The organism is Acinetobacter sp. BZX-2, from assembly GCF_055179795.1.
The window spans coordinates 3,063,668-3,077,946 of the sequence record NZ_CM143686.1; the positions used below are offsets into that span (position 1 = coordinate 3,063,668).

10 protein-coding genes are annotated in these 14,279 nt (G+C 38.0%); 5 read left to right on the top strand and 5 right to left on the bottom strand.

Translation table 11 applies throughout. The annotated features are described in order from the left end of the window. Nucleotides 1-169: 169 nt before the first annotated feature. The gene (locus ACY45D_RS14405) at nt 170-595 is read left to right on the top strand and encodes an organic hydroperoxide resistance protein (protein ID WP_266130144.1); all 426 of its coding nucleotides are present in this window, start codon (nt 170-172) and stop codon (nt 593-595) included. A 118-nt stretch (nt 596-713) separates the two neighbouring features. On the opposite strand, the gene ACY45D_RS14410 is transcribed toward ACY45D_RS14405, so the two are convergent. Beyond that, a complete protein-coding gene (locus tag ACY45D_RS14410) occupies nt 714-1,595 on the bottom strand; it encodes an SEC-C metal-binding domain-containing protein (protein WP_463107346.1) in 882 nt (293 codons plus the stop codon). 468 nt (nt 1,596-2,063) lie between these two features. Between ACY45D_RS14410 and ACY45D_RS14415 the strand changes: the two genes are divergently transcribed. Next, nucleotides 2,064-2,423 (top strand): hypothetical protein, encoded by a 360-nt coding sequence (locus ACY45D_RS14415; RefSeq protein ID WP_463107347.1) that lies wholly within the window; start codon nt 2,064-2,066, stop codon nt 2,421-2,423. A 66-nt stretch (nt 2,424-2,489) separates the two neighbouring features. Here the strand turns inward: ACY45D_RS14415 and gspE are convergent, their stop codons facing one another. Further along, a complete protein-coding gene (gene gspE / locus ACY45D_RS14420) occupies nt 2,490-3,977 on the bottom strand; it encodes a type II secretion system ATPase GspE (protein WP_463107348.1) in 1,488 nt (495 codons plus the stop codon). Between the two features lie 99 nt (nt 3,978-4,076). Between gspE and ACY45D_RS14425 the strand changes: the two genes are divergently transcribed. Together ACY45D_RS14425 and ACY45D_RS14430 are read left to right on the top strand one after the other, a co-directional pair. Then, nucleotides 4,077-4,898, top strand: a complete 822-nt coding sequence (locus ACY45D_RS14425) for a hypothetical protein (RefSeq protein WP_463107349.1) — start codon at nt 4,077-4,079, stop codon at nt 4,896-4,898. 16 nt (nt 4,899-4,914) lie between these two features. Then, nucleotides 4,915-5,853 carry a mechanosensitive ion channel family protein gene (locus ACY45D_RS14430; protein ID WP_463107350.1) on the top strand — a complete coding sequence of 313 codons (939 nt, stop codon included), beginning with the start codon at nt 4,915-4,917 and terminating at the stop codon, nt 5,851-5,853. Nucleotides 5,854-6,364: 511 nt separating this feature from the next. Here ACY45D_RS14430 and ACY45D_RS14435 read toward each other — a convergent pair. Then, nucleotides 6,365-9,934, bottom strand: coding sequence for a DUF2339 domain-containing protein (locus tag ACY45D_RS14435; RefSeq protein WP_463107351.1), 3,570 nt, complete (start codon nt 9,932-9,934; stop codon nt 6,365-6,367). Between the two features lie 183 nt (nt 9,935-10,117). Between ACY45D_RS14435 and polA the strand changes: the two genes are divergently transcribed. Next, complete coding sequence (polA, locus tag ACY45D_RS14440) at nt 10,118-12,883, top strand: DNA polymerase I (protein WP_463107352.1); 2,766 nt, start codon at nt 10,118-10,120, stop codon at nt 12,881-12,883. A 151-nt stretch (nt 12,884-13,034) separates the two neighbouring features. On the opposite strand, the gene ACY45D_RS14445 is transcribed toward polA, so the two are convergent. Continuing rightward, a complete protein-coding gene (locus ACY45D_RS14445; protein WP_463107353.1) occupies nt 13,035-13,397 on the bottom strand; it encodes a hypothetical protein in 363 nt (120 codons plus the stop codon). Nucleotides 13,398-13,706: 309 nt separating this feature from the next. After that, nucleotides 13,707-14,276 carry a YggT family protein gene (locus ACY45D_RS14450; protein WP_463107354.1) on the bottom strand — a complete coding sequence of 190 codons (570 nt, stop codon included), beginning with the start codon at nt 14,274-14,276 and terminating at the stop codon, nt 13,707-13,709. Nucleotides 14,277-14,279 lie beyond the last annotated feature (3 nt).

Sequence of the window (14,279 nt, forward strand, 5' to 3'; positions counted from 1 at the left end):
AAAATACAGTTCTATTAAAGCTCCTTTTTTCTTTACGATTCATCAAACCAATCAGCGTTTACTTGTCTCTTTCATGCTCAAAATAGGTATAAATTTACAAAAACACTGCTTATTCTTTTTTTAATTTAAGACAGGATAATGGTTCCAATAAAATGTTCAGGGAATCAAAATGTCTTTAGAAAAAGTAGTTTATACAGCTCATGCAAAAGCAACTGGCGGTCGTGATGGTCGTGCAACATCTTCAGACGGTATTTTAGATGTTAAATTGGCAGTACCTAAAGAAATGGGGGGTGCTGGCGGTGGTACAAACCCTGAACAACTTTTTGCAGCGGGTTATTCAGCATGTTTTCTTGGTGCGATGAAGTTTGTTGCGAATCGTGATCACTTAAAAATTACCCCTGATGTTTATATCGAAGGTGATGTCGGTATTGGCCCTATTCCAACAGGTTTTGGTATCCAAGTCACTTTAAATATTCATCTAGAAGGTTTAGAGCAAGCTGAAGCGCAAAAACTCGTTGATGCTGCACATATCGTTTGCCCATACTCAAATGCAACGCGTGGCAATATTGATGTTACTTTGAATGTGATTGTTTGATTTTTTAAACAATAATTGAAATCGTTATATTCCAAAAAGCCAATTTTTTCTAATTGGCTTTTTTATGAATGGATGTTTCATAACACCCATTATATTAAATGAAGATTTACAAATAAAATTAGTTCCCTAATTCTATTTTTCCATGACAGTATTTGTATCTATAACCACTATTACATGGGCATGGGGCTGTTCTATGACTAGGAACTGGTATTAAATTCCAATTTTGGCGCCATTTTATTCCTAAATTTAACATCATACCTACACCACAATTATATGAAAAATTTCCTATAAATTGATTTGTTTGAATGTTTGTACCTTTTGGTGAAACTTTTATATCTATACCAGATACTTCAAAGTTAATTTCAGAAATAGTTAGAGGAAATTCTAAGAAATCAGGAGCTTCTCTATCAAAATTATTTTTAAATAATTCTTTATTATTAATGACATAAAATTTAATTGATAGAATATCTCCATTTTCATATTTAATCTCAATTTCTTTACCACTAGGGGGGCACTTAAAATCAATAGGATTTCCTATATTTTCCCAACAGTTCTCCCTCATTACTAAACGCTCTTCCTTAGACACACTTAGCATTTCAACATTTACTAGTAAATAACCACTTTCATCCCTTGTTAAAGAAACTACATCATAATGATCAATTACGAGCGCACGAGGTGTTTCATAGTAGAAATTCCCCCCTACTACGGTTAATAATTTATTTCTCCGCCATTCAAAATTGCCTTTTACTTTTTCTGAATTAACCTTATTTTTTTTAAACTCTATTAATTGATCATTGGTATAAGCATAGTTATCAGCATTTTTATGATGCTGTGTACAAAGAGCAATCATACCTTCTGGTCTGTGATGATTTTCAATACTCCAAGGTGGATCAAAATGATGCCATTCAAGATAAGGGTTTCCACAATTAGGAACAGGACAGCCAAATCCTACTTCCTGTCTAAGAGTTTGAATTACTTTTTTAGGGGGTGTCCTATTCATTGATGATCTGCCATTTGATTTTTTAAATTGTCTACAATCAACATAATACAGCTTATACTAAATCGCTTATATTAATTTATTTCAATAACTTACTACCCATAAAAAAGCTCAGCTTTGTCAAACTAGGCTTTTTTCTGATCCTTCATGTACAACGCCTACTATTTAATCAATGCTTTATAGATTTGATAGGTATAGTGAATAATGTCCTCCCCCATTAACTAAACAAAAGACTGCCCCCTGAGATTTCGACTCTTAAAACTTAGCTTTCAACTTATCAGCATTCAAGTGCAACTAGAAAAGTATTAAAAAAAATATTACAATCAATGTACTTACATGAAATTTTAGACTTTCATCAAACAATGTGTTTATTGCCGAAACAGCTAGCACAACTGCGATATGAAATAGCGCTAAAACAATGTGAACTAGACAATCAAAATTAAAAACTAAACACACTTTTAAGGACAATAAATGAAATTTCTACTTACAATCATATGTATTTTTAGCTTATTTTTAACTGCTTGCAACAAACAAGTAGACAAAGACTTTTCAGGGGAATGGATTCAAGTACCAAAGACAGAGAATAGCACTCGTAAGCTTTTTATAGAAAAATCGGGCAATGACTATCAAATTAAAGATGAGTTCTGGCTTAATAAAGACTCAACTCTCCCATCAACCTCAAGTGAGGCGATTGCGGAAGTTTCGTCAAATGGATCATTAAAATATAAAGATCTAAACACCATTGAATTTCAATTGAATACTACTTCAGATCAACTTACTTTACATGACAAAAGTTACGATGCAAAAGTGACTTTTGAAAAAGCTAACTAAAGACTATTTTATCAGAATAGAAGCAATCTCAAAGACTGCTTCTATTCGATTAAAATATACTTCTTTTTACTCCGCCGCTTCATTGGTTACACGTAAAACCTCTTCCATCGTGGTTTTACCTGCCAATACCTTACGCAAACCATCATCACGAATTGAGCCTGATGCTTTACGTGCATAATCCTCAAGCTCATACTCCGCTGCATTACCATGAATCAAACGGCGCATCTGCTCATCAATTGGGACAATTTCATAAATCGCAGTACGACCAGTAAAACCCGTATGCGAACAATAGTCGCAACCATTCGGTACAGGTAACTGTAAGTTTAAATCAGTACTAACAGGTTTAAATACATCTTTCTCAAACTGATCTGCATCACGCCATGTATGACAATGCGCACATAAAGTACGCACTAAACGCTGTGCAATCACACCAATCAAAGAACTCGATAATAAGAACGGCTCAATGCCCATATCTTTTAGACGGGTTACTGCACCAATCGCAGTATTGGTGTGTAGCGTAGATAAAACCAAATGACCTGTTAAAGACGCTTGAACTGCAATTTCAGCAGTTTCCAAATCACGAATCTCACCGACCATCACCACATCAGGATCTTGACGTAACATGGCTTTTAAAGCACGTGCGAAAGTCATGTCCACTTTGGTATTGACCTGCGTTTGTCCAATCCCTTCAAGTTGGTATTCAATCGGATCTTCAGCAGTGAGAATGTTTTTCGAACCATCATTTAAATCAGACAAAGCTGCATAAAGTGTTGTGGTCTTACCTGAACCTGTAGGGCCAGTCACCAAAATAATGCCATGCGGACGATGAACCAATTGCGTCAATCGCTCATAGTCATTATTCATTAAACCCAAATGGGTCATATTCAAACGTCCTGCTTGCTTATCGAGCAAACGCATCACCACACGTTCACCATGCGATGACGGTAAAGTCGAAACACGCACATCGACCTCACGTCCTGCAAGACGCAAAGAAATACGACCATCTTGCGGAATACGTTTCTCTGCAATATCCAGTTTCGCCATGACTTTAATACGAGACACCAATAACGGCGCAAGCTCACGGCGTGGTTGCACAATTTCACGCAATTGACCATCCACACGCAAACGTACAGATAATTTCTTTTCAAAGGCTTCAATATGAATATCGGAAGCCCCAACTCGAATGGCTTCAGACAATAAAGCATTGATCAAACGGACAATCGGTGCATCATCTTCTTGATCCATCAAATCTTCAGTTTCAGGGACTTGATCTGCAAGACTCAGTAAATCAGGATGATCCTCCAAACCAGCAGCCACTTGCTGAGATTCCCCAGTTTCACCTGCATAGCTTGAACTGAGCATATGATTAAATTCAATTTCGCTACATAATTGATGTTGTGCTGTACGACCAAGATAGCGACGTGCTTCCTGAATCGCAATTTGTGCGGTATCCTGACGGCGAACAATAAAAACTTGATCACCCTCATAACGCAACAGCACTCCATGCCGTTTTGCAAAACTATATGGTATTTGTAATTGTTTAAGGACTTGCATTACAACTTATATTAATGATTAAAATTGCTTTGAGTGTACTCTATGCGTATGACAGCGTGAAGTCTGTTTTTAAAGATTTAATGAGAAGGATGAACACTTTTGTCTAAAAAGAATGAACATCTAGAGCCAGATCTCCCTGATTTAAAATGGTGGGGAGAACAACACTTTGAACTTTTGCAATCCAAAGCATGGCAATTTGGCTCAATGGTGTTGCGAATCACCCGTGGTTTGCAAGAATGGCGTTTGGAATACTACCGACCACATTTTCAATATGACTATGAACAACAATGGCATCAAATTCATGATGTAAATTTTGGTTTCCCTGAACCTGTACACGTTGAACGCTATATGTTTAGGGAAACCCATAGTACATTTCAGTTAATGCCACGTTTAGCAGATCGTTCTGTGGTGATCCGCCCTGTTGATCCAATTTATATTCCTGCTGGGCAACGTGGTACCTTGTATATCAGCACGCCGCTTTGGGTTTCTGGTTTTGTGCAAGCACAAAAAGAACCGTTGTTTGACATACCTGTGATCTTACCTAAAGATACGTGGTTTGGCCCTGACCAACGGACTGGTGAAATGTGCTACGCCACCTCTGTGGATGGTCGTACAGAATTGAAACTATTACGCCCACGTGCTTTCCGTGCAGTAACGCCGATTGATTTCCACAATGTAAGTAATCATCAATTGCGTTTTGACCGCATGAATGTTCCAGTTCCTGCGCTCCCTCTATTTTATAGTGAAAGTACGAGACGACTTTGGACATCACAAATCAAAGTATTGTATGAGGGAAGTGACCGCCCTGCCCGTGTCAGAATCGAAAATCGCACTCCACCACTCGCAGGTGAAGTGACTTATGTACATCCGCCACGTTCGCCAGGTGGTGCATTGTTCAATATGTTTGATTCATTCTTCTAAGGGCTGAGGTAAAAATATGGCTGAATCCAATATTCCCAAAGACATTATAGACAGCTTGAAAGGCGTATTTACCAATGTAAATGTTGACCGTTTAAGTGAAATTGCAGTTGCTCTGGTTTTATGCTTTGTCGGTTTCGTTCTCGCAAGAGTCGTTTCCAATACCTTTATTCGCACCATTGGTGCACGTTTTAATGCACATCAACGTTTGGTTTGGCGTCGAGGTATTTTCTATTTTATTTTCTTACTGTTTGTAATTGCGAGCCTAAAAGAAGCAGGCTTTAAACTCAGCGTGTTCTTAGGTGCAGCAGGGATATTAACGGTTGCCTTAGGTTTTGCCTCACAAACATCTGCATCAAACTTGATTAGTGGATTATTTTTGATTGGTGAAGGCTCTTTTGAAGTCGGTGATACCATTCAACTCACCCTGATTCGTGGTCATACCATTGAAGGTGAAGTGATTTCAATTGACCTTCTTTCAGTCAAGCTTTTGACCTTGGATAATGTGTATGTACGACTTCCAAATGAACAGTTAATTCGAGCACCTGTACATAATCTATCTAAATTTCCTATACGACGACTTCCTATTATTGTTCCAATTAACTTTGACGAAGACATTAACAAAGTCCGTGAAGTTTTGATCGACATTGCAAATGCTTATCCATTGGTATTGGCCGATCCAAAACCGCATGTCACGGTTTCGTCCTTTGGTGAGTCTTCAATTGAAATCTTGTTTGCCCTATGGTGCAAACAAGATAATTATTTACAAGTCAAAGATGAAATCCATGAGTTTATTCGAAATCGCTTTGTTGAAAGTAAAATTGAAATCGCTGTGCCTAAAATTGGCTTTGTAGATCGCCCGATACCAACGACAGCAACATCCACAAATGGCGATATTGATGACTATGCCAATGCTCAAGATTTAAAACTTGAGAAGAAGCAAGATAAGCAGTTGTAAAATCAAAAGAGAAAATTATCTTTAGATTCTATTATTAACTAATGTTACGCAGTGATAATCAAAGAAGCATTTTTTCAATTCGTTTCACAACGATTAATTGATACACGGAAATGTCATCCGCTATTGTTTGAGGCAGGACTACATTTGAACAAGAATGTTTTTGCGATGAATTTGATTAATAGAAGGTATTAAACGAGTTCAGCGGTGAGGAGCAAAGCTCCGCAAGGTGGTTTTCTTGCAAAGCTTCGCTTTTCATTTTCCCGAAAGCCTTGCGAGGTAGTACCTCTCAGGTCGAGCCTGAGCTCGGTTAAAGTACTACTTTAACCGTAGCGCAAGACGCAGTGGGCTTACCTCTAAATATAAACTTTGAAATGTAAAACTTTGCTGGGCAATCTATTAATTTAAACATCAAAACCGTGCACATCATTTCAAATAAGTAATATCCGTTATAAATAACGATAACAATTATTTAGAATTAGAAACCTCACAAAACACCATTTCAAAATCCACTTTAGTCTTTATTTTCAGTACTTAAATCTTTCGGTGCAGGTGGTAAAGGCGCAAAATAACCAATCACCAACATCACCAAACCACTGCCAATAAACGAGACAATTCGAGTAATGGTATGTGTATGCGACAAATCTAAGAAAATTAATTTAGCAATCACCAATGCCAATACTGCAATACCCATCATCCATACATAACGTAAGGCTTTTTTACTTGCAAATGTGGTCAGAACAAGGGCTAAAACCACCCATAAAATCGTTAAACTGGCTTGAACCGTTCCATTTTGCCACGCTTCAATTGACCAATAAGGCAGCTGTAAATAATGATGTAAACTGCGCAACAAGATACTACTGATCAACGTCAAACCTGTAAGTATCACCACAGCCATACTGACTATTTGCAAACTACGCTGTTGCCCTTGCAATATCGGTTTTATTGCAACAATGAGAATAATAAATAAACCGATACTCAAAATATCGATTGGATTCAACAGAGTCACATAACTTAGATTCCAATGACCATCATGGAACAGACTCACACCCCATAAACTCACTAAAGCGAGTCCAGCAATGGCAAAGTTAGCAATCCAGTAATCTTGTAAAAATTGTAAAAATTGTAATGCTTTAATTTTTAATGATGCGAGTAACACGACGATTGGGAATAATAAAAGCAGTGGTGTGAAAGACAACGCATTTGAGGCAATCAGACCGCCAAAGATTGCTAGAAGTAAAACAGCGATCAACATTAAAAATTGCGCAAGTACTCGATTGAGTTGTGCAGTAAATACTTTTAAAACAAAGATAAAAGCAACACACCACATCACAATCGTCATCAGCATCGACAAGTGATACTTATCGGACATTGCCCATAACTGCAAGTCATCTGCCACAAACAAGCTCACCAAAGCGATTTCTACTGCACTGATGAATAACAACCCAACCGTAAAAAACAACCAAACATGGTCCAGTACACGTTGCTTAAAGCGATAAATAACCGTCAATATCCCCCACCACAATAACATGGGTAAGGTAATACTGCGTAGATCCCATGACAACGTATCAAACAGCTGATACGCCAAATACGGCGTAAACATGAATGAAATCAGTAAACTGATACAAGCAAAGATACGATCTGTTGACATTGTCGTAGGTTGCGTTTTATACCTCAACCAATATGCTGAAACCGCCAAACTACAGATCAATACAGTCGCTGCAAAATAACGTAGTGGATCATCATTTAAAATTGCCACGACTACAGCGAATGCACTTGAAAATAGCAGAATTGATGCAAAATTTCTCAAACCTACAATTGCATAACGACTGGTGAATATCAGCATAGATACGGCTTGAACAGTCCACCACAATGAAACGATATCCGCCTGCCACAACATAACTGGAATCAAGGCAAAATAAAATAATCCACACCCTGTAAATAACTGAACTGCTGCTGAAACCTGTTGCTGTACTTGATGTATTCGCCATGCAATCGCTATAGCGACTACGGTCAAAATCGACATCAATATTGCATTGTGATCGAGTTGTTCCATTCTGTATAAGGTGCAGCTATAACTGAGAATGACCAACTGTAATGTAACAAAGCAAACGACTTGAGTAATCTCAATCAATGCTTTGAACATTGAGCTGTACTTCATCTGTGAACTGACTTCAGTCTGCGACATGATATCGGATTGCTCATGTTCTGATCTAGAAGGTGATTCATCCAACTGAGGGGTGTAGAAGATATACAGACTCAGCATCAATGCAATACTCAGGAATGTGACTGCAACCAAGCTGATATTCTCATCGATAAAAATGCTTTTAAACCAAGAGCCTGTGCTTAACCCCAATAAAACGAGGCCAAACAACGTACTATTTTTAAGCTGATGACGGCAACCAATCCAAATCAAAGCCAGTGCTTGAACTGCCCATCCTGTACTTGTCCATTGCGCATTAAATGCAAAAGGTAAAACCAAGGCTAGGAAAGTCAGTCCTAGACCATAGAAGCTTTGAATCAACAAAGTCAGTGATTGATATTTTTTATGTAAAGCGTAACCAATAGCAAAATAAACCAATGCCAGTACAGCACTCGCGAAACTCAAACGACTGGCACTGTGATAGACCAGTCCTGCGTATAAGGTGAAAGCCATAAACGGCGTAGCAAAAATTAAACCTGTATCAATTACAGGTATATTTTTAAAGGCAATTTTATATTTTGAAATGTTTAAGCTGTAGCGTATAGAAATAAATAGATATAAAGCGAAATGTAACCAAACTAAAAGTGTTAACACAGCATATTGTTCAGGCTGTGCTTTCATCCAAATACTTAAACCACCGACTCCAAATGTTGCCAACAACGAAACTGTATTTAAAATTCGCCACGGTTTAAAGAATGCAATCACTGCAAGTGCTGTATTTAAAGCCAAATAATAGCTGAATAATGCAGGAATATTATTGCTTCCTGTATTTAAAATAAAAGGTGCAACAAAACCACTTCCCAATGCAATAAATGCCAGAATTAAAGCATTTTGTCGTAATGCTAAAAGCAAGGTTATTGCTAATAAAATGATCAGCAAACCATAGCTCACCCCGATTGAAGTGATCACAGACAATTTAAATGCACTGAACAGCACTAAAAATAGAATGCCCAGCCCTGCCCCTTGCACACTAATCGCATAACCATAACGCTTACGTCTTAGTCGATAGCCAATCACTGTCATGACTGTACCTGCAACGGCGATCCCTATCATTTTACTGCTTAAAGTCGGTTGCCAATATTCACTGGCAAAGCGCAGTAATAAAATTATCCCGATCAACAGGATAATAATCGCAACCCGAACAATACTGTTACCGCCCTTAAACCAATCAACAAAAGCACTCCATAAAGAGGTCATACCTTTTAAGTCTTTGAGCAGATCACTGTCTTTTAACTGGCGGTCTTTGAATGAAGATTGCTGTTTTTGTTGCGAATTTGGATTGTTGTTGATTTCTAAATCAAGATTGGATGATGCTGATGTGTCTAACGTAGAAGATGCAAAATCGGTATGGTCTTTGAATGAATGCGCTTGCGACCCATCTAAATCCGTTGTTACTACCTCAGTATTGTGAACATGATCCGTGACCTTTGAATAATCATCGAATGGCGTCAGTGTTGTTGTCTGTATTGAGTCTGTCTGTGTTGAATTTGTTTGTTCTGAATTTATCTGTGCTGATAATTCTGCTCTAAGCACATCATTTAGTTGGACTTTATCAATATGCTCAGTTCTTGCTGCAACAGTTTGAGATGGTGTCTCAGTTATTTGATTAAGCTTCTGTGCTTCCAGTAAATCCTGAATCTGCCTTTGCTGAAAACGGATCATATTCTGCTGTTCAGCTAATGCTCTAAACACAAAAATAAGAAGAAAACAGAAAAATGCCCCTATGCCACAAACCCAGCCTTGCTCATCCATGACAAAAAAAGCCAAAACAAACCCTGCAAGTGCAAACAGATTTAATTTTGCTGGCCAGCTATAACGATTTACAGGGGCAGTGCTGTGATTAAAACCCTGATTGCCATTATTTTTTTGTTGTGAATGCATAGATTTCCTTGATCAGCTTATCGGTTTAAATCACGAAATATCAAATGAGTTATCGGTTTTATAGAATACTTTCTATACTTTGTCTTAGAGATAGATGAATTGTCAACAGACCTCACTCACAGCACCCTGAGTGAGTATTTTCAATGTACACTATACCCAGTTTAATCAATTAGAGAAATTGCCATGCCACCATTTGTCTTGGTCGATGGGTCATACTTTTTATTTCGTGCCTTTCATGCACTCCCACCGTTAACAACATCAACTGGATTACAGACCAATGCAATCCGTGGTGCAATTTCCGCAATTCAAAAATTGATGCGTCGTACTCAGCCTACGCATATGGCGGTTATTTTCGATACACCTGAACCTACTTTTCGCCATGAACTTTCACCGATTTATAAAGGTGATCGTCCAAGCATGCCTGATGAACTTGCCCAACAAATTCCGTATTTACATGCCTTAATTCGTGCATTGGGAATTCCCTTACATATGTTACCCGGTGCGGAGGCTGACGACATCATCGGTACATTGGCCAAAAGAGCTGAAAAAGAAGGCTATCAAGTCCTGATTTCAACAGGTGATAAAGACATGGCGCAGTTGGTGACTGAAAAAGTTACCCTTGAAGATAGCTTTAAAGACAAACCAATGAATATTGAAGGTGTTATTGAAAAGTTTGGGGTACGTCCTGACCAAATTATCGATTACTTAACTTTAATGGGCGATGCTTCAGATGGTATTCGTGGTGTTCCGGGTGTAGGTGCAAAAACTGCCGCTAAGCTCTTGAATGAGTATGATTCCATTGGTGGCATTTTAGAAAATGTTGATAGCATTAAAGGCAAAGTGGGTCAAAGCATTAAAGACAATGTCGAAGGGATTGCCCTTGATCATCAACTGGCAAGTATTATCATCGATTTGGATTTGAATCTCACTTATGACGATTTAAAACTGTGCGATCCTGATGTAGAAGCATTGCGCAATTTGTATACTGAGCTTGAATTCCGTAACCAATTGCAGTCTTTGGATCACCCTAATAATCCTAATAATGGCACTTATCAACAAGCCTCTAAGCAGATTGAAAAATCAGTGCAAGCCGCTGATGCAGAAATTATCACTGACCATGCAACCAGTAGCAGTGTTGATGATCGCCTCGGTGAAGCCAATTACCATACCGTTTTAAGCCAAGCCGATTGGGACAGATTATTTCAGCGTTTAAGCACTGAAAAACGTTTTGCCATTGATACTGAAACCACAAGTTTAGATTATCGTATCGCCGAGATGGTGGGTTTTTCTGTTGCTTTCGATGCCAAAGATGCTTATTACATTCCTTTGGCGCATGATTATGAAGGCGCTCCTGAACAGCTAAATCGTGAAATCATTCTCAAACAAATTAAACCGATTTTAGAAGATCCAAAAGTTGAAAAGATTGGTCATCATTTAAAATATGATGCACATATCTTTGAAAATCATGGCATTCATTTACAAGGTTGGTATTTCGATACCATGTTGGCGTCGTATGTGTTGAATTCAGTTGCAACACGACACGGTATGGATGATGTTGCTCGAGTTTATTTAAGTCACCTAACCACAACCTACGAACAAGTTGCAGGTAAAGGTGCAAAACAAAAAACCTTTAATCAAATTGAACTTGAAACAGCAGCACATTATGCCGCTGAAGATGCGCATGTGACTTATCGTCTTTATGAGGTTTTAGACCGTAAGCTAAAAGAAATTCCTGAATTAAGCGGTATTTTGCATAACATCGAAATGCCAGTTGCCCGTGTTTTGACCACCATGGAAGAGAATGGGATTGAACTCGATCTAAGCTTCCTTGATCAACTGAGTGTAGATTTTGCCGAGACGATTCAAAACTTAGAAAATCAAATCATTGAGATTGCGGGTGAATCCTTCAATGTCGGTTCACCTAAACAAGTCGGCGAAGTATTATTTGAAAAATTAGGCTTAAAAGGTGGTAAAAAAACTGCAACTGGTCAGTACAGCACTTCTGAAGCTGTTTTAGAAAAAATCGACCATCCAATTACTGAATTGATTATTGAATATCGTGGTTTAACCAAACTCAAAAGCACTTATACCGAAGCTTTGGTTAAACAAGCCAACACAGACTCACATCGTGTACATACCAGTTATCATCAAGCTTTAACAGCAACTGGTCGCTTATCGTCTACCGATCCAAACTTACAAAATATTCCTGTTCGTGAGGAAATTGGTCGTCAAATTCGTAAGGCTTTTATTGCACCAAAAGGTCGTGTGCTGCTTGCTGCCGATTACTCGCAAATTGAATTGCGTTTAATGGCACATTTTTCACAAGATGATGCTTTGGTTGATGCCTTTAAACATGGTCAGGATGTACACCGTCGTACAGCATCAGAGGTTTTGGGTGTTGCTCTTGAAGATGTGACCAATGATCAACGTCGTCAGGCTAAGGCAGTAAACTTCGGTTTACTTTACGGTATGTCTGAATTCGGTTTGATTCGTCAACTTGGCTTTACCCGTGAAGAATCACAAAACTATATCAAACAATATTTCCATCGCTATCCGGGTATTTATGAATACATGCAACGTACTCGTCAGGTGGCTTTGGAACAAGGTTTTGTAGAAACCATTACAGGTCGTCGTTTATATACGCCAGATATCGATGCTCGAAATATGATGGTACGTAAAGGTGCAGAACGTGCAGCGATTAACGCACCACTGCAAGGTTCTGCGGCTGAAATCATTAAAATGGCGATGATTGAAGTCGATAAAATCTTACCGCAAGATCAGGCTAAACTTTTACTTCAAGTGCACGATGAATTGGTATTTGAAGTTGATGAGGCAATTGCAGATCAATTGACTGAACAAATCCAAGATGTGATGCAAAAAGTCGTGACTTTATCTGTACCTTTAGTGGTTGAAGTCGGTAAAGGTAACAATTGGGATGAAGCGCATTAAGCGCTTTTACCTCCTTCCTTCACTTAGAAAAAAGCTTGTGAAGTGCAAACCCCTTCCTCCTCTCAGGAGGAAGGTTGGGATGGAGGTGCTTTTAAAAGAACCTCTTTACCAAACATATCTCTGATTTTTCTTCAAATAACACATGATATTATTAATCTAAATCATACTCATCCATTGACAGTTCTATACTTAAATTCATTTCTTTATAATCTAAATGTTTTATAATTTTCAAACATTTAACCCTCAACTTATCAATCATTATTTGTTGTTTTTCTAAACCATTTTTTGGATCTAAACTCGTCCATACATCAATCTCATCAAGACAACCAATCACATATTTTAAATCCTCTGATAAAAATAAAGAATTTTCAAATTGTTGTGAACATTGTAATTTTCCTAATGACCAAATCCCAACATCTGGATGTACAATACCTTGCTTTATTGCTTCCAAAATGCCTAGTGCAAGCGAAGCCAAATAAAACTCTGCATTAAGATTATGGGTTTCAAATTTCATATTATTCACTTTTTTGTTATTTAACGTTTTTGCAATATATCAGTACAGTCTGATAATCGATATTAAAAAGAATGCTGCAAAGTAATATAACCTATTCAGCGCTTTCCCCTTCCTCCTCTTAGAAAAAAGCTTGTGAAGTGCAAACCCCTTCCTCCTCTCAGGAGGAAGGTTGGGATGGAGGTGCTTTTAAAAGAACTTCTTTACCAATGGAAGCCAGTAATTGATAAACACCATTACTTCTTTCTTACAAATTTCCAAACAAATAAAAAAGGACTCATTTGAGTCCTTTTCCAATTCTAAATCAACAAATTAAAGACCTGTTAATAGAACCTTAGCCACTTCATTCATCAAAATTTCTGCAATATACAACGCAAGGAATGCCAAAATTGGAGATAAATCAATCATTCCCATATTCGGCATAATCTTACGGAACGGTGCTAATAATGGTTCTGCAAGCTCTTGAATCACTTCAATATAAGGCGATCTAGATTGAGTAAACATCACCACCCAACTTAAAATAATCGTTGCAAAAATTAAATAACGACAAAAACGAATTAAATCCTGAATCATCGTGACAAAAGTCAGAATCAGCAAATGTACAGGGCTATTTGGCATTGCCCCTTGCAAATACATCATGCCGAAAATTTTAAGTAAATATAAAATCACCATCAACACTAAAGCAGCCGTGTTGACACGACCCTTGCCAAGTGTTGGGAAAATGCGGCTAAACACATCCACAATTTTCGTTGCTTTTACTGTCGACATAACCACAGGGTTATATGGACTCACCATCGCCAATTGCATTAAAAAACGGAAGAATACGAGCAAAATCGCTACGTTAATAATAATGCCAAAAATCTGCGCAGAATTTGCACCCATATT

Bases quoted from the DNA above. Each gene is read 5' to 3' on its own strand.
- ACY45D_RS14410 (WP_463107346.1), bottom strand. From the start codon at position 1,595: ATGAATAGGACACCCCCTAAAAAAGTAATTCAAACTCTTAGACAGGAA.
- ACY45D_RS14405 (WP_266130144.1), top strand. From the start codon at position 170: ATGTCTTTAGAAAAAGTAGTTTATACAGCTCATGCAAAAGCAACTGGC.
- gspE (WP_463107348.1), bottom strand. From the start codon at position 3,977: ATGCAAGTCCTTAAACAATTACAAATACCATATAGTTTTGCAAAACGG.
- ACY45D_RS14435 (WP_463107351.1), bottom strand. From the start codon at position 9,934: ATGCATTCACAACAAAAAAATAATGGCAATCAGGGTTTTAATCACAGC.
- ACY45D_RS14430 (WP_463107350.1), top strand. From the start codon at position 4,915: ATGGCTGAATCCAATATTCCCAAAGACATTATAGACAGCTTGAAAGGC.
- polA (WP_463107352.1), top strand. From the start codon at position 10,118: ATGCCACCATTTGTCTTGGTCGATGGGTCATACTTTTTATTTCGTGCC.
- ACY45D_RS14415 (WP_463107347.1), top strand. From the start codon at position 2,064: ATGAAATTTCTACTTACAATCATATGTATTTTTAGCTTATTTTTAACT.
- ACY45D_RS14445 (WP_463107353.1), bottom strand. From the start codon at position 13,397: ATGAAATTTGAAACCCATAATCTTAATGCAGAGTTTTATTTGGCTTCG.
- ACY45D_RS14450 (WP_463107354.1), bottom strand. From the start codon at position 14,276: ATGGGTGCAAATTCTGCGCAGATTTTTGGCATTATTATTAACGTAGCG.